General features: G+C 45.7%; 25 protein-coding genes. 13 read left to right on the top strand and 12 right to left on the bottom strand.

Features of this window, described 5'->3' with window-relative positions; translation table 11 throughout:
- Positions 1 to 128 precede the first annotated feature (128 nt).
- Positions 129 to 1,400 carry an aspartate aminotransferase family protein gene (locus tag QUB44_RS01615; RefSeq protein WP_333362280.1) on the bottom strand — a complete coding sequence of 424 codons (1,272 nt, stop codon included), beginning with the start codon at positions 1,398 to 1,400 and terminating at the stop codon, positions 129 to 131.
- Positions 1,401 to 1,528: 128 nt separating this feature from the next.
- Here QUB44_RS01615 and QUB44_RS01620 point away from each other — a divergent pair, with 128 nt between their 5' ends.
- Positions 1,529 to 2,803, top strand: a complete 1,275-nt coding sequence (locus QUB44_RS01620) for a ribulose bisphosphate carboxylase small subunit (protein WP_333362282.1) — start codon at positions 1,529 to 1,531, stop codon at positions 2,801 to 2,803.
- Between the two features lie 186 nt (positions 2,804 to 2,989).
- Here the strand turns inward: QUB44_RS01620 and rbsK are convergent, their stop codons facing one another.
- Positions 2,990 to 3,916, bottom strand: a complete 927-nt coding sequence (gene rbsK / locus QUB44_RS01625; protein WP_333362285.1) for a ribokinase — start codon at positions 3,914 to 3,916, stop codon at positions 2,990 to 2,992.
- A 274-nt stretch (positions 3,917 to 4,190) separates the two neighbouring features.
- Between rbsK and nblR the strand changes: the two genes are divergently transcribed.
- The 4 genes from nblR (at position 4,191) to QUB44_RS01645 (ending at position 6,533) form a co-directional block, all read left to right on the top strand.
- Positions 4,191 to 4,886: a response regulator transcription factor NblR gene (nblR, locus tag QUB44_RS01630; RefSeq protein ID WP_333362289.1), complete on the top strand. Its 696-nt coding sequence runs from the start codon at positions 4,191 to 4,193 to the stop codon at positions 4,884 to 4,886.
- 98 nt (positions 4,887 to 4,984) lie between these two features.
- Complete coding sequence (locus QUB44_RS01635) at positions 4,985 to 5,500, top strand: DUF192 domain-containing protein (protein WP_333362292.1); 516 nt, start codon at positions 4,985 to 4,987, stop codon at positions 5,498 to 5,500.
- Between the two features lie 493 nt (positions 5,501 to 5,993).
- On the top strand, positions 5,994 to 6,308 hold the full coding sequence (locus QUB44_RS01640; protein WP_333362296.1) for a hypothetical protein: 315 nt from the start codon (positions 5,994 to 5,996) through the stop codon (positions 6,306 to 6,308).
- Positions 6,309 to 6,320: 12 nt separating this feature from the next.
- A complete protein-coding gene (locus QUB44_RS01645; protein ID WP_333158203.1) occupies positions 6,321 to 6,533 on the top strand; it encodes a DUF2949 domain-containing protein in 213 nt (70 codons plus the stop codon).
- Positions 6,534 to 6,588: 55 nt separating this feature from the next.
- Here QUB44_RS01645 and QUB44_RS01650 read toward each other — a convergent pair whose 3' ends face one another.
- Complete coding sequence (locus QUB44_RS01650; RefSeq protein WP_333297204.1) at positions 6,589 to 7,746, bottom strand: alanine--glyoxylate aminotransferase family protein; 1,158 nt, start codon at positions 7,744 to 7,746, stop codon at positions 6,589 to 6,591.
- Positions 7,747 to 7,829: 83 nt separating this feature from the next.
- On the bottom strand, positions 7,830 to 8,075 hold the full coding sequence (locus QUB44_RS01655) for a DUF5340 domain-containing protein (RefSeq protein WP_333055069.1): 246 nt from the start codon (positions 8,073 to 8,075) through the stop codon (positions 7,830 to 7,832).
- Here QUB44_RS01655 and QUB44_RS01660 point away from each other — a divergent pair.
- On the top strand, positions 8,074 to 8,262 hold the full coding sequence (locus QUB44_RS01660) for a hypothetical protein (protein WP_333362300.1): 189 nt from the start codon (positions 8,074 to 8,076) through the stop codon (positions 8,260 to 8,262). The two genes, QUB44_RS01655 and QUB44_RS01660, sit on opposite strands and share 2 nt — an antisense overlap.
- A gap of 163 nt (positions 8,263 to 8,425) precedes the next feature.
- On the opposite strand, the gene trpC is transcribed toward QUB44_RS01660, so the two are convergent.
- The 4 genes from trpC to QUB44_RS01680 all read right to left on the bottom strand — a co-directional run bounded on the left by trpC (position 8,426) and on the right by QUB44_RS01680 (position 11,608).
- Positions 8,426 to 9,325 (bottom strand): indole-3-glycerol phosphate synthase TrpC, encoded by a 900-nt coding sequence (trpC, locus tag QUB44_RS01665; protein WP_333362303.1) that lies wholly within the window; start codon positions 9,323 to 9,325, stop codon positions 8,426 to 8,428.
- 58 nt (positions 9,326 to 9,383) lie between these two features.
- The gene (locus tag QUB44_RS01670) at positions 9,384 to 9,809 is read right to left on the bottom strand and encodes a transcriptional regulator (RefSeq protein WP_333362306.1); all 426 of its coding nucleotides are present in this window, start codon (positions 9,807 to 9,809) and stop codon (positions 9,384 to 9,386) included.
- Positions 9,772 to 10,071: a type II toxin-antitoxin system HigB family toxin gene (locus QUB44_RS01675; protein ID WP_333037951.1), complete on the bottom strand. Its 300-nt coding sequence runs from the start codon at positions 10,069 to 10,071 to the stop codon at positions 9,772 to 9,774. Before QUB44_RS01675 ends, QUB44_RS01670 begins: the two co-directional genes overlap by 38 nt.
- Positions 10,072 to 10,147: 76 nt before the next feature.
- A complete protein-coding gene (locus QUB44_RS01680) occupies positions 10,148 to 11,608 on the bottom strand; it encodes an NB-ARC domain-containing protein (RefSeq protein WP_333362309.1) in 1,461 nt (486 codons plus the stop codon).
- Between the two features lie 215 nt (positions 11,609 to 11,823).
- On the opposite strand from QUB44_RS01680, the gene QUB44_RS01685 reads away from it, so the two are divergent.
- The 3 genes from QUB44_RS01685 to QUB44_RS01695 all read left to right on the top strand — a co-directional run bounded on the left by QUB44_RS01685 (position 11,824) and on the right by QUB44_RS01695 (position 13,628).
- A complete protein-coding gene (locus QUB44_RS01685) occupies positions 11,824 to 12,327 on the top strand; it encodes a hypothetical protein (RefSeq protein ID WP_333362311.1) in 504 nt (167 codons plus the stop codon).
- A gap of 33 nt (positions 12,328 to 12,360) precedes the next feature.
- The gene (locus QUB44_RS01690) at positions 12,361 to 12,894 is read left to right on the top strand and encodes a hypothetical protein (protein WP_333362313.1); all 534 of its coding nucleotides are present in this window, start codon (positions 12,361 to 12,363) and stop codon (positions 12,892 to 12,894) included.
- 278 nt (positions 12,895 to 13,172) lie between these two features.
- A complete protein-coding gene (locus tag QUB44_RS01695) occupies positions 13,173 to 13,628 on the top strand; it encodes a hypothetical protein (RefSeq protein WP_333362316.1) in 456 nt (151 codons plus the stop codon).
- Here QUB44_RS01695 and QUB44_RS01700 read toward each other — a convergent pair.
- Both QUB44_RS01700 and QUB44_RS01705 read right to left on the bottom strand, forming a co-directional pair.
- The gene (locus QUB44_RS01700) at positions 13,586 to 14,038 is read right to left on the bottom strand and encodes an SCO4402 family protein (protein WP_333362319.1); all 453 of its coding nucleotides are present in this window, start codon (positions 14,036 to 14,038) and stop codon (positions 13,586 to 13,588) included. The genes QUB44_RS01695 and QUB44_RS01700 overlap by 43 nt on opposite strands.
- A gap of 16 nt (positions 14,039 to 14,054) precedes the next feature.
- On the bottom strand, positions 14,055 to 14,378 hold the full coding sequence (locus QUB44_RS01705) for a hypothetical protein (RefSeq protein ID WP_333362322.1): 324 nt from the start codon (positions 14,376 to 14,378) through the stop codon (positions 14,055 to 14,057).
- 86 nt (positions 14,379 to 14,464) lie between these two features.
- Between QUB44_RS01705 and QUB44_RS01710 the strand changes: the two genes are divergently transcribed.
- From QUB44_RS01710 to QUB44_RS01720, 3 genes are read left to right on the top strand one after another with little or no spacing between them, the layout of a single operon-like run.
- Complete coding sequence (locus tag QUB44_RS01710; RefSeq protein ID WP_333362325.1) at positions 14,465 to 14,791, top strand: nucleotidyltransferase domain-containing protein; 327 nt, start codon at positions 14,465 to 14,467, stop codon at positions 14,789 to 14,791.
- Complete coding sequence (locus QUB44_RS01715; RefSeq protein WP_333362328.1) at positions 14,788 to 15,018, top strand: HEPN domain-containing protein; 231 nt, start codon at positions 14,788 to 14,790, stop codon at positions 15,016 to 15,018. The genes QUB44_RS01710 and QUB44_RS01715 overlap by 4 nt, the downstream gene beginning before the upstream one ends.
- 30 nt (positions 15,019 to 15,048) lie before the next feature.
- Positions 15,049 to 15,177, top strand: coding sequence for a hypothetical protein (locus QUB44_RS01720; RefSeq protein WP_333362331.1), 129 nt, complete (start codon positions 15,049 to 15,051; stop codon positions 15,175 to 15,177).
- Between the two features lie 70 nt (positions 15,178 to 15,247).
- Here the strand turns inward: QUB44_RS01720 and lpdA are convergent, their stop codons facing one another.
- A complete protein-coding gene (gene lpdA / locus QUB44_RS01725) occupies positions 15,248 to 16,684 on the bottom strand; it encodes a dihydrolipoyl dehydrogenase (RefSeq protein ID WP_333362334.1) in 1,437 nt (478 codons plus the stop codon).
- Positions 16,685 to 17,130: 446 nt separating this feature from the next.
- On the opposite strand from lpdA, the gene QUB44_RS01730 reads away from it, so the two are divergent.
- Complete coding sequence (locus QUB44_RS01730; RefSeq protein ID WP_333158222.1) at positions 17,131 to 17,409, top strand: hypothetical protein; 279 nt, start codon at positions 17,131 to 17,133, stop codon at positions 17,407 to 17,409.
- Between the two features lie 459 nt (positions 17,410 to 17,868).
- Here the strand turns inward: QUB44_RS01730 and QUB44_RS01735 are convergent, their stop codons facing one another.
- Complete coding sequence (locus tag QUB44_RS01735; protein WP_333362337.1) at positions 17,869 to 20,151, bottom strand: lipopolysaccharide biosynthesis; 2,283 nt, start codon at positions 20,149 to 20,151, stop codon at positions 17,869 to 17,871.
- Positions 20,152 to 20,154: the final 3 nt, after the last annotated feature.

Here is a 20,154-nt window from a genome sequence, read left to right on the forward strand (position 1 = left end):
GGTTTAGTAACGAGAAATCTCGAAAGAAACCGGGTTTCTGAGGAAGAGTTTGTCCTGGACTAAGTGAGTTATCTAGGATATGGCGCGATTTTCAGCGCTACAGCTAACAAAAATCAACTCAGTAGATTTTACTGTACCGCTTGAGAACGCAAGGCTGACTCCACTGCCTGCAGAGCTCGATCGACTTCAGCGGAGGTGACAATCAGCGGCGGGACAAACCTCAGCACTTTCGGCCCTGCGGGAACCAAGAGCACTCCTGCGGCGATGGCAGATTTGACGATATCCGCCGATGTAAGTTCGATATCAGCTTGCAATTCCATCCCGACAATCAAACCCCAGCCGCGCACTTCGGCAATTAAATGCGGATATTCGGCCGCCAACTTGTTGAGGCCTGCTTTTAACTGTTCCCCGCGCTGCTGCACGTTTTCTAGAAGGTTTTCCCGTTCCAAAGTTTGGCAAACGCACAAAGCTACAGCGCAAGCAAAAGGATTGCCGCCGAAAGTGCTGGCGTGACTTCCCGGTTCAAATACATCGCAGGAAGATTTGCACAGCATAGCGCCGATCGGGATACCGCCACCTAACCCTTTCGCAGATGTAAAGATATCCGGTTCAATGCCGAGGTTTTCGTAGCCCCAGTATTTGCCACTGCGTCCCATCCCGACTTGCACTTCGTCGAGAATGAGCAAAATGCCTTTTTCGTCGCAAATTTCCCGAATTCGCTGGAAGTAAGCGATATCTCCGGGGCGAACTCCGCCTTCGCCTTGCAGCGCTTCCAGCATAATTGCAGCTACTTGGCGTTCGTCTTTGTCGAGTTGCTCGATCGCACTTTCGATCGCATTAATATCGTTGTAGGGCACATAGTGAAATCCCGGCACCAAAGGGCTAAAACCCTTCTGATATTTAGGCTGTCCCGTTGCCGTAATTGTCGCCAAAGTCCGCCCGTGGAAACTCGCAACGGCGGTAATGATTGTCGGATTCGAGATATTTAATTTTTCGTGGGCATACTTGCGGGCGAGTTTAATTGCCGCTTCATTAGCTTCCGCGCCGGAGTTGCAAAAGAAGGCTCTGTCCGCACAAGAATGGTCTACAAGCCACTTCGCCAGCTCGCCCTGTACGGGGATATAATAAAGGTTAGAAACGTGGTGCAGGGTCTGAATTTGCTGAGTTACCGCTGCAATCATTGCCGGGTGGGCGTGTCCGAGAGTGCAGGTCGCAATACCCGCGACAAAATCGAGATATTCGCGGCCCTCGGTATCCCAAACGCGGCAGCCCAGGCCCCGTTCTAGGGCGATCGCAAAACGCCCGTAAGTCGTCATTACATAGCTGTCGAAGCTCTCAGAACTGAAGGGACTGGCTTCGGCTTGCACGCTTGGTTCTTTTAGTAAGGTTTCTGGACTCACGAATCGCTCCTTAACACATAATATTCAGACCTCGATTGTACGGTAAAAATCCAGGTTAGCGGTGCAGGCTGTTAGTTTTGTCATAAAATCATAACAGTAACCTCAATTAATCCCTCACAAATCTACTGATGAGTTATTACATTTCTCCTAACTTTCTCGATAAAGTTGCGGTGCACGTCACTAAGAACTTTTTAAATTTGCCCGGGGTAAGAGTTCCCCTAATTTTGGGAATTCATGGCCGTAAAGGAGAAGGCAAAACTTTTCAAACCGAACTGGTTTTTCGGCGGATGGGCTTTGAACCGGTGATGATATCTGGCGGGGAATTAGAAAGCCCGGATGCAGGAGATCCGGCGCGTTTAATTCGCTTGCGCTACCGGGAAGCTGCGGAGCAAATTCGCGTGCGGGGTGAGATGTGCGCCATCTTTATTAACGATTTGGATGCCGGTGCTGGCAGGTTCGATACTACTACTCAATATACTGTCAATACTCAGATGGTCAATGCGACTCTGATGAATATTGCTGATAATCCAACTAATGTGCAATTACCGGGAAGTTATGACAGTACGCCGCTGCACCGAGTGCCGATTATTGTCACCGGAAATGATTTTTCTACGCTGTACGCGCCACTGATTCGCGACGGGCGGATGGAAAAGTTTTATTGGGAACCCAGCCGGGATGATAAAATTGGCATTGTTGGGGGAATTTTTGAGTCTGACAAATTGTCAAAAACCGATATTGTGGCGTTAGTTGATAATTTTGGCGATCAGGCGATCGACTTTTTTAGTGCTTTGCGATCGCGCATTTATGACGAACAAATCCGCGAATTCATTCACAAAGTAGGAATCGAGCGAGTTTCCAAGCGTTTGGTAAATACTTTGGAAGCAGCGCCAGATTTTCATAACCCGAATTTCAGCCTCGCTCATTTATTAGAAATGGGCAGTTTGATGGTGGGCCAACAAAAGCGGATTAAGGAAATGCGCTTAGTAGATGAATACAACCAATCGCGGCTTTTTAACGTTCAAGGAACCCCCAATGCCCCTGCTGCTGCGCCAACGCAAAGTGAATTAAACGACCCGTCATCAAAATATTATAAGGCTTACGTAGAGCCAAGTTCTGAAGGTGGTAACGGTCATGCGGCGCGGCTAAGTTCCGAGGTATTGGAACAAGTAAAGCAGTTATTAGCAAGAGGCTGCAAAATTGGCATGGAATATGCAGATAATCGCCGATTTAAAACTGGTTCTTGGCAAAGTTGCGCGACGATTAAAACTGCACAGGAAAAAGATGTGGTTGCATCTTTAGAAACTTGTTTGGCGGAACACGGCGGCGAATACGTGCGGCTGATTGGTATCGATCCAAAAGTCAAGCGGCGGGTAGTTGAAACAATTATTCAGCGGCCAAATTAGGACAAGCGTTTACAGATTTAAATTCTTGCATATTTGGGGCGGGCTAGAAGCCCACCCCACAAGAATTTGATTTTTTTTTGACAGAACATAGACCTATTATGGTTCTTCACTTTCATCTCTTGCAATTATCTGCGTTCATCTGTGTTTATCTGCCTGAAACCTGCGGTTGACCTATCAATCAAAGATTTATGCAAGAAGTCTATTATGCAAAAATTTATCAAAGGTTGCCCGATCGGGCATAGCACCTTGAGCACCCACTTTAGTTGTGCACAGAGCGCCCGCTGCTGCGCCCCACCGCACCGCCTCTGAAAGCGACAGACCGGCATCTAATGCAGAGGCCAAGCCGCCGTTAAAAGCATCGCCAGCAGCCACAGTGTCGATCGCCTCCACAGCAAAAGCCGGCACAAAAAAGCTGTCATCTGCAGTCACAGCAACAGCCCCGCGATCGCCCAATTTGACAATAACATTCTTGACACCGCGCTCCTGCAAGTGTTTGGCAGCTACAATCGCTGTTTCCGTGTCATTCACCCGAAAACCGACTAGCTGGCTGGCTTCCACTTCATTCGGCGTGATAATGTCAATTAGCGGATAAAGTTCCAGTGGCAAATCCGCCCTAGCCGGTGCTGGATCGAGAATAACTCGCACCCCCGCTTGACGAGCAGCTTTCGCAGCTTTTTGGACAACTTCCAGGGGAATTTCTAACTGTAACAGCAAAGATGTAGCTCCTGTTAAAAGTTTTTTGAGACGTTCTATCTCGGCTTCACCGACATTGTTATTCGCGCCCGGAATCACAATAATATTATTTTGACCTGTCTCGTCTACGGCGATAATTGCCACTCCTGAATGAGTGTTTTGGTCTATTAATACATTGTCTGTACTTAAACCATAAGATTGTAAATTTGTCAATAATTCTTCAGCAAATTTATCGTTGCCGACGCGACCGATGATGTGGGTGGAAGTGCCGAGACGAGCGGCGGCGACGGCTTGATTTGCTCCTTTGCCGCCGCCGGCTGTGAAAAAATTGCTACCGATGATAGTTTCCCCTGGCTGCGGCAACCGGGGAGTTTTTGCTGCTAGGTCGATGTTGATACTGCCGAATACGATAATGGTCATAGGGCATGGGGCATGGGGCATGGGGAATTGGGCATGGGGCATGGGGCATGGGGCATTATAGAATTGGGAATTAGTAAGGGGTAGCAACTCGCAAATAACCCATAACAAATAGACATCTCCCATAATTATCGTGGAACAGGCAGGATGCCTGTTCAAAATCTGCTTTTTAGGAGAAGTCTAATAACAAACAACAGCTAACAGCCAACAGTCAACAGCCAACTGCCAGCTGCCATCAAACGTGCTAGAACAGTTATGGTCTTCATCGGTCAATTCAATGGCTGCAATTACTCTCGATCGCAATCCCTGTGTCCTGCTAGTAGAAACAGACGAAGTTCTCGCCGGACACTTGAGTCTCGACTTAAAATCCTCCGGTTACGAACCGGTAGTGGCTTCTAATACCGCCACCGGCCAACATTTAGCCAGTGAATTGCAGCCAGCTTTGATTGTAATCGATCGGATACTTGGCGCTGAGTCGGGGCTGTCACTGTGTTCTCACCTCAGAAGTATTGGCAATCGGGCGCCGGTGCTGCTATTGGTCGGCCGTGATACAGTTGACGATCGCGTCGCTTGTCTGGAAGCTGGGGCGGACGATTATTTTCTCAAACCTTACCGCACTGAGGAGTTTTTGCAGTTGGTGCGCTTGTATTTGCAGCCGGATAACAGCAGCAACGAACAATTGAGGTTTGGCGATTTAGTTTTGGATTTGGCCTCTAGGCGGGCCCTACGCAATGGACGGGCGATCGACCTGACGATGAAGGAATATGAGCTGCTAAAGTATTTGATGGAACATCCCCGCGAGGTTTTGACTCGGGAACAAATTCTGGAAAATGTTTGGGGTTACGACTTTTTGGGCGAGTCGAATGTGATTGAGGTTTACATCCGCTATCTGCGGCTCAAAATTGAAGATGAGGGCGAAAAGCGCTTGATTCAGACGGTGCGCGGTGTTGGCTATGTGATGCGGGAAGCTTGAAGAAGTCAGTTGACTGTTGACTGTTGACTGTTGACTGTTGACTGTTGGCTAGTTCTAATGTTCAATTCCCAATCTAAAATCTAAAATCTAAAATCATTATGAGTTATTTAACTAATTTGCTCGGTATTGGAGTAAGTATATTTTTGCTGGGATGTTCGCCGACTTTACCTGTTGCCAATGCTGGTGCTACTGGTATTTTGGCGGCTGAGTCTCCTACGGCGACAACATCGGGTCAAGTGCTGCCTGTTTCTGCTAGAGCTCGGATAGGCGATCGCCCAATCGAACTCGAAGTGGCGAAAACAGTGGAACAGCAAGCTATGGGCTTAATGTACAGAACTTCTTTGCCGGATGACAGAGGAATGCTGTTTGAGTTTAAATCGGCGCGGCGGGTCAATTTTTGGATGAAAAATTGCAAGATTTCTCTGGATATGATTTTTCTGCGAGATGGGGTGGTTGAGGCGATCGAAGTTTCTGCACCTCCTTGTACTGCAGATCCTTGTCCTACCTACGGGCCCGATACTGCTGTCGATCGAGTTATTGAACTCCGGGGCGGGCGAGCTGCTGAACTCGGTGTCAAAAAGGGCGATCGTATTGAAATCGAGTTTTTCCAGTAAAACTTCGGACTGTTTCAGTAAAACCTGCAAAAAGACACCATCCCCCGGTTTCCATCGCCCAGAGAGCCCCCTGCCTTCGGAATACCCAAGAAAATTTAGAAACTTTACAAAAATTGATAAAATCTATTAGAATATTAATGTAACATTCAGTACAAACACCCAAACATTTGCTACGATGTCGATCTCAGTCAGTCAGGACTTGAGCTTGTTTCCGGAAGCTGTAGATGGTTGGTCGCAGGTATGAGACGAGTCAGCGACTCGTTACCAATCCTGAGAGACGATACTCAGCCTCAAGGTGTAGCAACACGAAAAGAAATTCTCTGGAAGTTCTGGCGATCGAGGTAAATCTACTAAACCTATCTAAAGTAGTATGCTACGAGCCAAGTTAATTGGCGGTAATTGGCAAACTTAACTTCTGGTAGCATTTTCGGGTTTGATCGAAATATCTAACTAATTTTGCCAAAGTAGATTTGCGGATTCTGCATTTCGGCAGATGAAGTTAAACTCTGAACTTGGTTTAGTAGTTTTAGGTAGCAGAATTTATTCTGATTCGCGCTGCAAAGATGCCGAGGTATTCAGTTTAGGTTCGATCGCGATTACCAGTCGATCGGGCCGACATCAGCAAAATTGCAAAACCTTTCACTTTTTGGGAAAGGTTAGCTTTACAGTAGCACTCAGCATTACGTTTGGCAGTTCAACCGCTAATAGCGTTTTAAAAGCTATCGACGGTAACAAGACAAATTTAAAACTGGCTTATTACTCATCACAAACATCAGGTTCACATCAGAAAATGGTGTCCTATACTTAGAGGTGAAATCACATGGCACCCGCTAAATACACTCGATTAATTCGTTTTTTACAAGAAGATTTGGCAATTTCTCCCGCGTCAATTGCTGTCGCCGAACGTGGCGGTGACAAACAGCGGCAGCGCGATAAAGACCCGAATTCCTTGCCGATGGTTCTGTGGCAATACGGTTTAGTCACTCTCGAACAGTTGGATAAAATCTTTGATTGGTTATCCGAAGCATACTAAAAGGATTTTAGATTTTAGAGATAATCCAAAATCTAAAATCCTTTAACAACTGAGATTAGGATTCAGCCAAGAATTTTGCAGCAGCGGCAACGCCGGCACCAGGAGTGTAGCCTTCATGACCCAGTTCTCGCAACACGACTTCTAAAGAGGAAATTGCTGCTAGAATATCACGATCGCACACAAAGCCCAAATGGCCGATTCGGAAGATTTTACCTTTCAAATGGTCTTGTCCGTCGGCGAGAGCAATGTCAAATCTCTTTCTCATCAAAGTCCGCACTTTTTGAGCATCTACGGATGCTGGCGGCATAACCGAAGTAATCGCAGGGCTGGCGGCATCGTCAGCAGCAAACAACGGCAAACCTAAAGCTTTTACAGCAGCGCGAGTAGTTGTCATCAACCGTTTGTGTCGCGCGAAAACATTTTCCAACCCTTCTGTTTTCATCATCTGCAGCGATGCTTGCAGCGCAAAAAACATATTGACAGGGGGAGTAAAAGGAGTGGTATTTTTGGCAGCGTCTTTGCTATATTTCCCCAAATCCAAATAATAGCGGGGCAGTTTCGCAGTTTTGTAAGCTTCCCAAGCTTTGGGACTGACGGCCACAAAACCCAAACCTGGAGGAATCATGTAAGCTTTCTGAGAACCCGAAGCAATGACATCGATGCCCCAAGCGTCCATCGGAATATTGACCGCGCCTAAGCTAGTGACAGCATCGACCATAATTAAAGCTTCACCGTGGGCCTTAACGTGGCGGTTGATCGTTTCGAGGTCGTTGAGGACGCCCGTGGAGGTTTCCGAGTGGGTGATGATGACTGCTTTGATTTGCTTCTCTGTATCTGCTTCGAGTTTTTCGCGGAAGTTTTCGGGGTCTAAAGGTTGGCCCCACTCGGCTTTAATAATTTCGGCGTTTAAACCGTAAGCTTCGGCGACTTCGGCCCAACGTTCACCAAATTTGCCGTTAGTGCCGACTAAAACTCGATCGCCCGCACTCAAGAAATTAATTATCCCAGCTTCCATCGCCCCGGTACCAGAAACCGTTAAACTCAGCACGTCACTTTTTGTTTGGTGCAGCCATTTCAAGTTTTCGGTACATTCTGCAAAAATCGCGTCAAATTCCTTGCTGCGGTGGCCCATCGGGTGTTTTGCCATCGCTAACAATGCCGCTTCAGGCACCGGCGTCGGGCCGGGAATCATCAGCATTAATTTGTTGTCCATGATATTGTCCTAAGTTTTTCTGTGGGAGTTATATAGAATAAATCAAATACGATACGTCACGTCGCGTCGATACTCTAAGTTTTTTAACTTTTAACTCCCTTGTGGTTAATTTCATTTAGAGCCCAGCGATGTTCTACCGCTAAGTTCGATCGCTCGCAGCTTTGTTCTAATTGCTTTTGAATGGCAAGGGCTTTACGCAGTGTAATAATAAGTTGGTGCACTTGTTGCTGCTGCGGCGATTGTGGACTGACAGCAAACATCGTTTTGCGTTCTAACAATTGAAGTAGCAATTCATAATGAATGTACGAAGGAAGGGGGATTGGCTCCATGAAAGCTAATATACCTCAGCGAACCGACACCCCATTGCAATTGCATGAGGCATCACAGGTGAACATTAGATGCCCGATTTTTTATTTGTTTTCTAACCGTACAATAACCCCTGCTTTGCCGATCGAATATTCGGGGCTGGGTGCGTTGGACACGCTAAATTTTGCGATCGACAGGCTTACAGAATAGATTTAATTGCTTTCTGGCAAAATATTTCTATGCAATATAGCTTTCAGTGCTATTTCTTTTTTACAGTAGCGCTTGAGTCGATGCAGGCTAGAAATTCTCATTATTTACCTACTTAATCATTTTTTATCAGAATTAAGGGTGGTTTGTCAAGCGGTCTCGCCTTTCACTGGCTGGGAGGGCGATCGGCAAGGGAGGCTAAAGCTGCGCCTGGATCGGGCTGCTTGACCAGAGATTCGCCGATGAGAACGGCTTCGGCGCCGGCGCTGGCAAGTTTAGCGAGGTCGTCGGGAGTGTGGATTCCTGACTCGCTGACAATGAGGATGCCTTTTGCTTGGATTTCGGTTTGTCGATCGGCTAATAGTTGGCTGGTGGTTTCTAGGCTGACGGAAAAGTCTGCTAGGTTCCGGTTGTTGATGCCGATCAGGTTAACGCCTTCTAGGGCTAATACTCGATCGAGTTCTTCGAGAGTGTGAACTTCTATTAAAGCTGTCATGCCCAAAGTCTTGACAATTTTGACAAAATATTGTAAGTCTTTGTCAGATAGAATGGCGGCGATTAGCAACACAGCATCGGCGCCGTGAATCCGGGCGAGATAAATTTGGTAGGGATAGATAATAAACTCTTTGCAAAGTAAGGGTAAATCGACGGCTGCACGGATTTTAGCTAGGTTGTCGAAACTGCCTTGAAAGAACTTTTCATCGGTGAGTACGGAGATGCAACTGGCGCCGTTTTGTTGGTAAGCTAGGGCGATCGCCACCGGGTCAAAATCTTCGCGAATTACGCCTTTGCTGGGAGAAGCTTTTTTAACTTCGGCGATGATAGCGGGTGTGGTTTTGCCGTTTTTAAGGGCGGCAAGAAAGTCGCGGATGGGCGGTGCAAACGGGAGTTTTTTGTGAAGATCGGCTAACGGGGTGCGATCGCGCTTTTGGGCCACTTCAGCTTCTTTTTCCCAGACGATTTCTTCGAGGATGTGCTGGGGTTCGGCGTCGGGTACGGCGATTTGGTAGCTGAGGTAGAGTACGGAGACTGATGTGCTGGGGGGACGGCGGCGGATTTGAAGCATGATAAGGGGATAAAGGGCGATCGTAACAAGTTTCAACGTATTATATAATGGTTTACGATTAATCAAACAGAAACAAACCCGGATTTACATGAAAAAATTTACCCAAAGCCTCAGCTTGTTTTTTGCTAATTTCTAGCTGACCGTTAACGATTTCAGTTGCCGTCTCAACTGTGCCAATAATTTCTACTAAATCTGCTATTTCTAAACTTCTAGCATCCATCAAATGAAGAAGTCTTGAGTGGGGAGTTGAAGCATTCAGTTGATAGTGAGTTTCTTCATAATCCTCAATTAGTTTGACTAAAAGTTCTAACAGAGTATCTTCTTCGGGAGTTAGATTTTTCCGAGACAGCAAGTTTTCAACTATTTCTAAAAAAGTCTCGTTTTCATCTTCATTTTTGATGATTCGAGGTTGATATTGAGATAGCAAGCTGCTGTACCTGTCGGAGTCAAAAGTAAGGGTCATTTTTCCAGTTGTCTTTGTCATATTCTGCATGAGTCAAAATGTACTTGATATAAACAATCTGCTTTTGATAGTTAAGACTTACGATTAAGCGATATTTATTTCCTTTGATATTGAAAATTGTAAAATTTCCAACTGCTTCAGCTTGAGGATAAATAGTTTGAACTTCAATAAGTTTAGTCCAGTTGGCTTGACTAGCAATCTTGTACCAATCATCGAGGGCTTCGCAGGAATCAGCATGATTTTGGCAGTAGTCTCTTAATTTTTTGCGACTGATAACGTGCATTGAGCGATCGTTCAGATGTTTGGCAGATACCTAATTCTATCAAATTTAAGTGCGAACGGCTAAAACCCCAATTTAACTAAAAGGGCGATCGGGCTTCTTTTTCTATGTTTTGGCGGGAATAGTTAGTTTTGACATACTCTTTTAGTACGGGTGCAAGGGTAAAAAATGTGCGATCGCCCTCCTGGATTTTTTCAATTAATGAACGCCGTCTCAAGGATTGCATAACTTGCAAAAATTGCGATCGAGATAATTGCAGATTCTCTGGCACTTTTGAGATGGAAACTGGCGCGGTTGCACTCGCTAGCCATGACATTACCTGTTTTTCTGACTCGGATAAGCGATTAAATGGCTGATGCAGTAAAGATTCTAAATCACCTAAAAATAGTGTACCCTCAGACAAAAATTCCGAGAGGCTGCCGTTAAACAAATCTTGAATCATTGTCGCAACTATTTTTAACCACAAGGGGTTGCCTCTGTATTGTTCAATTAGTTCTGACAATTTGGCATCTTCATTTAAACCTTTTTCTCTCAGGATTTCCCCCGATTCAACACCTAAACCATTGAGTTGTAATGAGCGAATTGGCTGATTTTTGCCTTCTAATGCGGCGATTTCTCTAGGCTTTTCCGAACTGAGCAACACTAAACAACTATTGTGAGATAATTCTCCTACCTGTCTGAAGAGTGTGCCGTAATCTTCATATCCAGGTTTATAATTGCCAGCGAGTTGTCTGCTGCTATTTACCATTTGTACGTCATCGAGTATCAGCAGACAGCGGTATTTTTGCAAGTAGTCCAGTAGGGGCAAACCCCCCGTGGTTGCCCCATTCTCTGGGACAACAATGCCATCGGCATTTGGGGCGGGCACGGGGGCACCGCCCCTACTGAAGAATTGAATTATATTTGTTTGAAGTATTGACAGGAGTGGAGATGTGGCGAGACTTCGCCAGATGACGAAATCAAATTCATGTTTGATTTCATTGACAAGTTGTGCGGCGAGTGCGGTTTTGCCAATGCCGACTAGGCCTAGTATGGCGAGTAGGCGGGTGTTTTCTTGTAAAATCCACTGTTTGAGGGTGGTGAGTTCGGATGTGCGATCGTAGAAAATGCCAGACTTAGGCATTTCAGCTAAGAATTGACGCACTTTTGGTTCAGTGTTGCCTTTGTTTAGAGGTTCTTCATCGGTTGGTGAATTGGGGACTTTTGGGGAGTGTGAATTATTTTCACAGAAGTTGACTTCACCAATTTGTACAATATCTTTATTAAAGTTCCAGAGATTTGAGAATTTTACTTGCTCCAATCTGACTCTAAAATTTGCTTTATTGACTTCTTCGCCTAATACTTCTGATAGTAGCTTCCATAATGCAGAGGCAATATCTTTAATGTGACCTTCACTACAGTGAGATTCATCTGCTATTTTTGAGTATTTCTGACCTTGTAAAGTTCCCCGCAGTATCACCTCTTGCAGATTGTCTAAGTGTTTTCCCGTATTTATAAAAACTAGGTCGTCGGCAAGTTTTAAGACTTCTTGAACGTCCATAGGTCGGGTTAATGCTGGGGTTTTGCCTATTATATCCTACTCAATCCGACTTTTTCCGACCCGATCGAGTTTGTCCAGCTTTTTCTGGCGTGGGTAAATGGCAAATGATATAAAAGTGCTTACTTTATCCGACTTTTTCCGACTGGACAAGACTGAGATTTTAGAGTCACAATCATATTTAAGAAGCACTATTATAGCTTTTCCATAAAAAAAAAATGACTACACAAGCATTATCCCTCCCCCAAGCAAACTTAGAAATGGTTCTCTGGCAAGTAGATGCCGATTCAATGAGTAGTAGCGAGTTGTATGTCTGGTTAAATGATTGCGGCTTGCCCCACGAAGTCACCATCAGATTGCACGAGTTGGCTACCTACACGAAAAAATCTGGTAACAAAGTTTTGGCTGTAGGGAAAATTATTCTGCTCAAAATTATCGAGTTTGTCAAAGCACATCCTAATTTAGCTACGGGCATTGCTATAGGAGTTGCTGTGGGACTATTGGTACGTTCAGTACCAGTTATCGGCCCAGTGTTAGCGCCATTGGCAGCAGTGCTAGGTATAACTGTTGGTGCGATCGCTGGACATAGACTAGATCAAGGCTACCGTCAAGTAGATGGGATAGTTGGAGTAGCACAAGACATTATTGAACTCGCCAAATTGTTTTTTCAACTACTGATTGATGTTTTCAATGCAGTTTTTATCAACGTTATCACTGCTTAAATAAGAAAATTTGAAACAATCAGGAGGCTTAATATGTCAGGAAATAAAACCCTAACTAAGGAGCAAATCCTTAAAGCGATCGAGGAATTGGCAAAAAATCCAGATGATAAACTCGGAATTTTAGCTGAGATTGGGATTGGTGTGGTAGGTGCGGGTGCTGCTGCGGGTGCTGTTGCGGCTTTCGGCGGTACATCCATATTATTTGGGCTAATAGCGGTTGCACCCCCAGTAGGATTGGTTGTTGGCGCTGCTGCATTAGGTGCAGCAGCTCTCGTTGGAGCAAAGAGGATCATCTTTGATGGCAATTTCAACGAAGGGAAAAAAGCAGAAATGCTCCAACAGTTAAAAGAACAGCTAAGAGAGGTTGAAGCAAAAGAAAGAGCATCTAAGGTTAGAGACAGTGACAAGACAAAATTTATCGTTTCCTTGAAAGAACCAGTTAGGCTTAATCTAATTACCCCTCAAAGGGCTCAGGATTTAATGAGGGCTGTCGAAAGTGGTCAAATACCTATCACAGAGGCAATTAAGATGGTTCAGGCTATAGTTGAAGCAGCTAAACCCCAGTAGTCTTTTAAATCCACGACCTGAAAATGCTAAGCATAGGCTATGTTGTTCTGGTATTTCTGATAATTGACTTAGCTGCTAAAAGAGCGATCGCCCTTCTATTATTGAGGTACGATCGCTCTTTTTTTGAGTATCACTAATTCTGTTTCTCCAACACCATAGGGGATTTTTACCGCTTTGACAACCATTCATAAGAGAAGCTATAGCCAGTAGGAGAAAATCGGAGTGGGATAATTGGTATAATGAAAGAATCCCGATCGCAGACAACCCAATGGAATCTGATGAATGCAGTAACTGTGACCAATCACCAAATTTGGGATGAACTTGCTCAACTATTAGCACCGATAGCCCTGAATCACCTGATCGAGAAACATCTAGAATCCTGTAATTACAAAATACGCGGTTACTGGGATAGCAATAAGTTTTATGAAGAAATAGCTTTCATTCATCCAATCTATGCTGAGTTAATCAGCCGATCGATCGGCACAAATATCATCAACAACCATTGCACTTCTCACTGGATTAAACTTAAATTTTTACTCAAAGCCGATTTATCTGCTGGCGAAAACAACCTGGTTAGCGATGATGGCGATGATGAAATTGGCGAACTGACTTTAATTTTAGATGCCAATCTCAAAGTTATTGATGAAAACTGGTCGATCGATATCGAATCCCCTTTTGTTGTTGCCAAAATTCAGCCAGTTTGCAGCATTCTGCCTAAAGTGCGTGAAGGGTAGCTATCCCGTCGGGAATCGCACTTTAACTTAACCCTTTTCCTGCGATTGAATTTCATCGCCTGCAACGCTCTCGATGCCGCCTCAACTACGCTTGTCCACTCAGAAGATTTAATATACTCCTCATCAGAAACTCCTGTCCCCAACGCCTCAAAAACTAAGTCTATAGCCTGACAAACTGCTGAGATCAAACGGGCTTCTTTTTCATCTTCAATAATTACTCCGATTGCCGCATTCGGGTTTTCTGCCAACACAGTATCGTCGTAAAGAAAATGAACCGCCTCATCAAAACTGTCGCACTCAATACCGGGCGGATAATCGCTCTCTAGCCAAGCTTTCTGTTGATATTCTCTATCTGCCAAACTTCGGAGAGTTTCTAATAACTCCTCTCTCATTTTCGGATACTTTACCATACAACTTTCTCCTTTACTAAGGTGCGTACCAGGTTTGCCACTGCAACCATTCATCTAAAGGGATGTGAGCTTCTGTGGGACTATTTTTGATGCTACCTGCGATGGGTTGACCATTTTTACCGATAACTTGACCGTCTTTTCTAATAATAACGTGGTCTACCTGCTGAGAAGGAAAACTGCTATCTGCATCCCCTTTGTCAATCCTTACACCATTTCCCTGATTTGTAGGATCTCGCCACCGCCAACCTGGTTTCTTTTTGTTTGGCTGTGCATCGCCCCAGGATTCGGGTATTTTCTGGCTGGCTGCTTCTGGAAATGTCCAATCTTGACTTGAAATCACCTCGCACCTGGTTTATGCTTAATCCTGTTCCTAGACAGCAATTTTAGCACAGAGGATATATCGACCTTAAATAATTTATCACTAATATGAGTATTAACGATAAACTCAAGACCATCCTAACTCAGTTACGATCGCACTTCGAGCAACTCTACGGCGATCGGCTCACCCAAATGGTGCTCTACGGTTCCCAAGCCAGAGGCGATGCACGCCCCGACTCTGACATTGATATTTTAGTCGTCCTCAAAGGGCAAGTAAACCCAGGCGAAGAAATTAAAAGAACCAGCCACATTCGAGCCGATTTGTCGCTCCAAAATGATGAAGTGATTAGCTGTCTGTTTATGGACGAACAGCGATTTATACATTACAACGGACCTTTATTGAGGAACATTCGTAAAGAGGGAATAGCTTTATGAAGCCAGAACAATTAGACTTGCTCCTGAAAGCTCGTCAAAGTCTATCGGCGGCAAAGCTATTACTAAATAATGGTTTCCCAGACTATGCAGCATCTCGCGCTTATTACGCCATGTTTTACATTGCTGAGGCATTTTTAGATGGCGAAGGAATGTCATTTTCCAGTCATGCCACAGTGATTGGAGCTTTCGGCCGAGAATTTGCCCGTACAGGAAGACTTCCTGCTTAGTTTCACAGATTTTTAATCGATGCTCAAGACTTGCGAAATAGTGGGGATTACGGGGGACTTGATACTGTCACTGTCGAGCAAGCTGCGGAGCAAATTAACTGCGGCGAGCAATTTCTCGAATTAGCTGAAAATGCGATCGGCACTCTACCACCGCCCTAAAACGATATACTGAAATCCCCGACTTCTTCAGTAAGTCGGGGATATAAAACAAGAAAACAGCCCCTACTAATTAATGGCTACCCGCTCCAGCCGCCCGTTTAAACGCCTCATCCAACACTTCCGAAAGCGTCGGGTGAGTGTGAACTCGGAATGCTAAATTGTTCACAGACTCGCGCTGGGCGATCGCATTTGCCGCCTCCTGAATCAAATCCGCAGCGTGCAAACCGAAAATGTGAACTCCCAACAACTCCCCAGTATCTTTCCGGTAAATCACCTTAGCCATACCGTCGGTTTCACCCTCCGCAATAGCCTTAGAATTTCCCTTAAAATAACTCTTGACAGAACCGACCTCAAACCCTTCAGTTTTTCCTAACTCCTTCGCCGCAGGTTCAGTCATCCCCACATAGCTAATTTCCGGGTGAGTAAACGCCGCCGCCGGGATACTCAAATAGTCAACTTCGCGGGTACGGCCACAAATATTTTCTACTGCGGCAATTCCCTGAGCAGACGCAGAATGCGCTAACATCATCTTGCCATTAACATCGCCGATCGCCCACAAATTTTGCACCGGTTCTCCCGCCGCCAAAACCTGCATCTTATCGTTAACTGGGATATAACCGCGCATCGTTTCCACGCCAACAGTTTCTAACCCCAAATTCTTGCTCACCGGAACCCGACCAGTTGCTACCAAACAAGCGTCTACTTCCAAAACTTCGACAACTTCCTTAGTTTTGAAATCAGCTAATTCAATAATTACCGGCGAACCAGGAGTAATCTTCTTCGCCAAAACACCCACTTTTGTTTCAATATCGCGGGGTGCAATTAACACTCGTTCTGCCAACTTAGCAATATCCGGGTCAAAAGTCGGCATCAATTGGTCTAGAGCTTCAATCATCGTAATTTCGCAGCCCAGGGCCGTGTAAATATCCGAAAACTCCAAACCGATATAGCCACTGCCAATAATTGCGATCCACTTCGGTAGCGATTCCAACCTGACAGCATCGTCGCTGGTAAATACTGTTTTGCCGTCAATTTCTATCCCAGGGGGGACGAAGGGAATCGAACCGGGAGCGAGAATAATATCCTTGGCGGTAATAGTTTTCTCGCCTTTATCGGTTTCCACGGTAATTTTTTGAGCACTAGCAATTTTGCCCCAACCTTGGATGACATCGACGTTCAAACGTTTGAGGCTGTTGGTCAAGTCGCCGCGAAGTTTGCTAACAATAGTATTAGCGTGATTGGCGATCGCCCCGCGATCGAAATCCACACTGCCCAATTGAATTCCCAAAGTCTTGAGGTGGTGGGCATTCCGCAAATCTCGCACTCGCCCGGAAGCCGCCAACAGCGCCTTCGAGGGAATGCAGCCGCGGTTGACGCAAGTCCCTCCCATGTCCCCTGCTTCGATAATTGCCACTTTCAGCCCGCAGCTAACCGCGTGTATGGCCGCGCCGTGTCCGCCCACGCCAGCGCCGATAATTGCTAAATCGTAATCAAATCCCTGAGTCACCTTAAAATCTCCTAATGCCTTTGAAATCTTAGGACTCAAGCAAAAAACACCGTCTCTCCGTCCTTTCGGGGTGGCGCGTTGCCATCGCAACCTTTGAACAGCGGTAATAGTTGCATAAGTCCTGTCTCCTTATTCTCGACTAGACTAGGGTTAATTAGACAACGAAAGAGCCGTAACTGAGATTTTTTCAGGGTCAATGATTTTGAGCTGGGTCTACACAAAGTCTCAAATCACTCAGTAGGCGGGTGTAAAGTTAAATACAGTTTGAAGGCTGACAATGCCCGCAGCAGGTTTGATATTGGGGCAGCAACTTGGGCCGCAGGCATTCCCACCGCCCGGTTAAATTCTGTCCCCCTGCTTGTTTGAGTCGGTTTTCATGTCTAATATCTGCACGCGCCGGGGCGCACAGAGTTTGTTGGCAACTTTTGGACTCTATGGAGTGGCTTATGACGGATGACGATGACCAGAAAGATTTACGCCGGGCCTCGGCTCAATCATTTTTTGAGTCCCTGGATGAATTGTTCGATTCTATAGAATCGAACAGCAGTCAAGCTGCACAACCTAAATCTCCACCGCCTCCGGCTAAGTCTGCGAGTCAGTCTTCGAGTTTGCCGAAGAAGACTAGACCTGCGAAAATTAATTTGTCGGATTTTGAAGATGCGATCGCCGATTTGGAACAGTTTATCCAGAGTAAACACCAGAAACGCCCGGAATCCAATCAATAGTGCGATGACACATTTTCAAGTAATGACTGTTGAGTGTTGACTGTTGACGGTTGACTGTTGACGGTTGACAAGCGAAAAATTTTAGATTAATGTTTACGCTCCCAGATGAATCTGTGGAGTCAATTTTTAATGTCAAATTCGGTAGCAGAGGAATCATTCATCTCTCTGTTCTCTGACTCTGTGTCCTCTGCGGTTTAATCAGGCCAAAGCAAGCAGAATTGATATCAATCTCAAATCTCAAATCTCATAGCATAGAAATGATTCATCTCTCTGTTCTCTGACTCTGTGATCTCTGTGTCCTCTGCGGTTTAATCATTCCAAAGCAACCAGAATTTATATCAATTCCCAATCAAAATCGACGGGCTGTTAACGGTGCTTTCGGCTTGACCTGCTTAGGTTGCACCTACAAAACATTCACATTTGGTTGAGGATTGCTTTACAAGAATCAAGCCAGATAAATTATCTCAATTTACTATTAATAGCCTTGTTTTTAGGCTTTGACGGCTGCGGTAATTGCCTCGATCGCACTTCGATCGCACGATCGCCGATCGCACTCACAGGCAACTCCCATTCATCAATATCAATATCATTGCGGAACTTCACCGGAATATCAGCACCGTTAATAATAGCTCCCAACAGCCGCGGCCCAGATTTATGCGACTCCTCCTCCTCAGATTCCAGCAACTGATCTGCAGCCTCAGACAACATACTAGACAAAGTGTAACCAGGCCGCGCCACCAAAATCATACCGTCCGTGTACGGTTCCAACGTCAGCGCGTCGTTGCACTCGCTCAACGCCGGAGAATCCACAACCACAAAATCAAAGCGGTTGCGAACATCCTCAAACAATCTCCGCATTTCGCTTGATTCTAGTACGGCGGAGGCTTGCCGCAAAAAGCCGGGACTCGGCACAACGTATAGGTTCTCTACCTCTGGAACCAAAAGGACGCACTCGCTAATATTGCCGTAATAGTGCAAAGGTTCCACAGTCGCCAAAGGATCAGCAGCAATTTTCAAAGATTCAACGTTAGAAGGCGATCGCAAATCTGCTTCAATTAGCAAAGTCCGTTTACCCGATCGAGCCGATGCAATTGCCAAATTGTAAGCACTAAAACTTTTCCCCTCCAAAGGCGCCGCCGAAGTCAGCAACACCACCTTCACCGGTTTGTTCCCGATCCGGCGCAAATTAGTACGCAACCGCTCGTAAAATTCCAAATAGGGAGAATTTGCCTCCAAGGCCAGCGGCATTATTTCATCGCCGTAAAAATCAAACACCGTCACTTCAGGCAAAACTGCCAGTATCGGCACCTCTTTTTCCACCAAAGCCGCCCGCACTTCTTCCCAACTGTAAAACTTGCCGTTGAGCATCCCCAACAAAAATATCAACCCCCCGCCCAGCAGCAATCCCACAAATCCTCCCACCGCCAGCATCACGGGCAAACCTCTCTTGTTTGACTCAACGTCATCAGTTTGCGGCAATTGGGCGATTCTCAAACTCCCCGTTGTCTCAGCTACCGCCGCCTCAGCATCTACCAAAGCCGACTGCATCTTGTCGTAGAGAGCTTTTTTGAACGCCACTTGCTGGGCTAACCGCGCTTGTTCTAACTGCTTGTTGGGGATTGTCGCGTGTTCCCGACGCAATTCTTGTTCAGTTTTCTCGATTCCTTGGAGTTGCTGTTGCACCGTATCCCGCTGCGTTTGCAAAGCAATCAAAGTTTGAGCTAACTGCTGTCTAGCCGGATCTAAAGAAGAGTCTACCCGAATTCGATCGGCACTTCTGAGCGGAGCCGCCACCCCGTTACCGCCTAGTACCTCAGACTGCCGCTGCTGCAACTGCTGCTCAAAAGCAAGTTTTTGTTTAAGCAATTCCACAATTTTCGGGTGTTCCTCCTGCAAGTCGCTGCGGAGAATTTTGAGCTGAGATTCGATCGAAAACAATTGCACTCGCAGTTGGGCAATAATTGGATCGGCAGAGAGTGCTTGAGCGACGTAAGCTTGCTCCACATTCAATCCCAAGCGATCCTGCAAACTGTTAATTTGAGCTTCAATTCCTCCCAACTGCACGCGAAGTTGCCGCTGCTGCTGTTGGCTGCTGGTAATCGCTTGCGGCAGTGCACCGCTCTGAGCTGCTAAAATTGAAGTTCCTTCTCGTTTTTCGTAGGCTTCAAGTTTTGCTTCCGTGTCTCTAAGTTCCTGAGTTACTGTCGGCAAACGCTTGTTAATTTGGGCGATCGTCTCACGCAGTCTAGAAGTATTAATACTTTTGCTGTGTTCCACCATTTCGTACATCAGCGTCTTTACTACCGCTTCTGCTTTTTTGCGATCGGCATTTTTATACAATACTTGAATCAAAGCGCTGGGGTCATTATTCTTACTGGGCATTTTTATCTGCACATCTTTTCCCAGCTTTTTAGCCAAAGCTTCTACTTTTTCCGCTTCTTCTTTGTTTAATTTTCCTTCGGGTTTGATGAGTTTTTTCGCTGCTGGTTCAACCACCCTTGTATCCAGCAGCATATCTTTAGTTATTTCTTGTCCTTCCTGTTGGATTTTAGTAGTAGTAGATGAAAAAATCACGCTCGGTCTGTCGTAAGCAAGCGTACCTATTGCAACGTAAACTGGCGCAGGCTTTGGCTGCATGGCAACTACCCCCGACACCCCCACAGTCACCGCGAGAGTAGCCAGTCCCACCCACTTGTATTGGTCGAAAGCAATTAAATAACGTTTAACAACTGATAAAGTCATGAC

The sequence above is a fragment of the Microcoleus sp. AT3-D2 genome, assembly GCF_036705715.1.
Lineage (GTDB): Bacteria > Cyanobacteriota > Cyanobacteriia > Cyanobacteriales > Microcoleaceae > Microcoleus.

What these genes read in the sequence shown, in the direction of transcription:
- QUB44_RS01655 (WP_333055069.1), bottom strand. Translation starts at nt 8,075, where the DNA reads ATGGAGCCAATCCCCCTTCCTTCGTACATTCATTATGAATTGCTACTT.
- QUB44_RS01635 (WP_333362292.1), top strand. Translation starts at nt 4,985, where the DNA reads ATGAGTTATTTAACTAATTTGCTCGGTATTGGAGTAAGTATATTTTTG.
- rbsK (WP_333362285.1), bottom strand. Translation starts at nt 3,916, where the DNA reads ATGACCATTATCGTATTCGGCAGTATCAACATCGACCTAGCAGCAAAA.
- QUB44_RS01660 (WP_333362300.1), top strand. Translation starts at nt 8,074, where the DNA reads ATGAAAGCTAATATACCTCAGCGAACCGACACCCCATTGCAATTGCAT.
- QUB44_RS01685 (WP_333362311.1), top strand. Translation starts at nt 11,824, where the DNA reads ATGACTACACAAGCATTATCCCTCCCCCAAGCAAACTTAGAAATGGTT.
- QUB44_RS01715 (WP_333362328.1), top strand. Translation starts at nt 14,788, where the DNA reads ATGAAGCCAGAACAATTAGACTTGCTCCTGAAAGCTCGTCAAAGTCTA.
- nblR (WP_333362289.1), top strand. Translation starts at nt 4,191, where the DNA reads ATGGCTGCAATTACTCTCGATCGCAATCCCTGTGTCCTGCTAGTAGAA.
- QUB44_RS01700 (WP_333362319.1), bottom strand. Translation starts at nt 14,038, where the DNA reads ATGGTAAAGTATCCGAAAATGAGAGAGGAGTTATTAGAAACTCTCCGA.
- QUB44_RS01695 (WP_333362316.1), top strand. Translation starts at nt 13,173, where the DNA reads ATGAATGCAGTAACTGTGACCAATCACCAAATTTGGGATGAACTTGCT.
- QUB44_RS01710 (WP_333362325.1), top strand. Translation starts at nt 14,465, where the DNA reads ATGAGTATTAACGATAAACTCAAGACCATCCTAACTCAGTTACGATCG.
- QUB44_RS01735 (WP_333362337.1), bottom strand. Translation starts at nt 20,151, where the DNA reads ATGACTTTATCAGTTGTTAAACGTTATTTAATTGCTTTCGACCAATAC.
- QUB44_RS01675 (WP_333037951.1), bottom strand. Translation starts at nt 10,071, where the DNA reads ATGCACGTTATCAGTCGCAAAAAATTAAGAGACTACTGCCAAAATCAT.
- trpC (WP_333362303.1), bottom strand. Translation starts at nt 9,325, where the DNA reads ATGCTTCAAATCCGCCGCCGTCCCCCCAGCACATCAGTCTCCGTACTC.
- QUB44_RS01645 (WP_333158203.1), top strand. Translation starts at nt 6,321, where the DNA reads ATGGCACCCGCTAAATACACTCGATTAATTCGTTTTTTACAAGAAGAT.
- QUB44_RS01650 (WP_333297204.1), bottom strand. Translation starts at nt 7,746, where the DNA reads ATGGACAACAAATTAATGCTGATGATTCCCGGCCCGACGCCGGTGCCT.
- QUB44_RS01680 (WP_333362309.1), bottom strand. Translation starts at nt 11,608, where the DNA reads ATGGACGTTCAAGAAGTCTTAAAACTTGCCGACGACCTAGTTTTTATA.
- QUB44_RS01670 (WP_333362306.1), bottom strand. Translation starts at nt 9,809, where the DNA reads ATGACAAAGACAACTGGAAAAATGACCCTTACTTTTGACTCCGACAGG.
- QUB44_RS01620 (WP_333362282.1), top strand. Translation starts at nt 1,529, where the DNA reads ATGAGTTATTACATTTCTCCTAACTTTCTCGATAAAGTTGCGGTGCAC.
- QUB44_RS01730 (WP_333158222.1), top strand. Translation starts at nt 17,131, where the DNA reads ATGACGGATGACGATGACCAGAAAGATTTACGCCGGGCCTCGGCTCAA.
- QUB44_RS01690 (WP_333362313.1), top strand. Translation starts at nt 12,361, where the DNA reads ATGTCAGGAAATAAAACCCTAACTAAGGAGCAAATCCTTAAAGCGATC.
- QUB44_RS01640 (WP_333362296.1), top strand. Translation starts at nt 5,994, where the DNA reads ATGAAGTTAAACTCTGAACTTGGTTTAGTAGTTTTAGGTAGCAGAATT.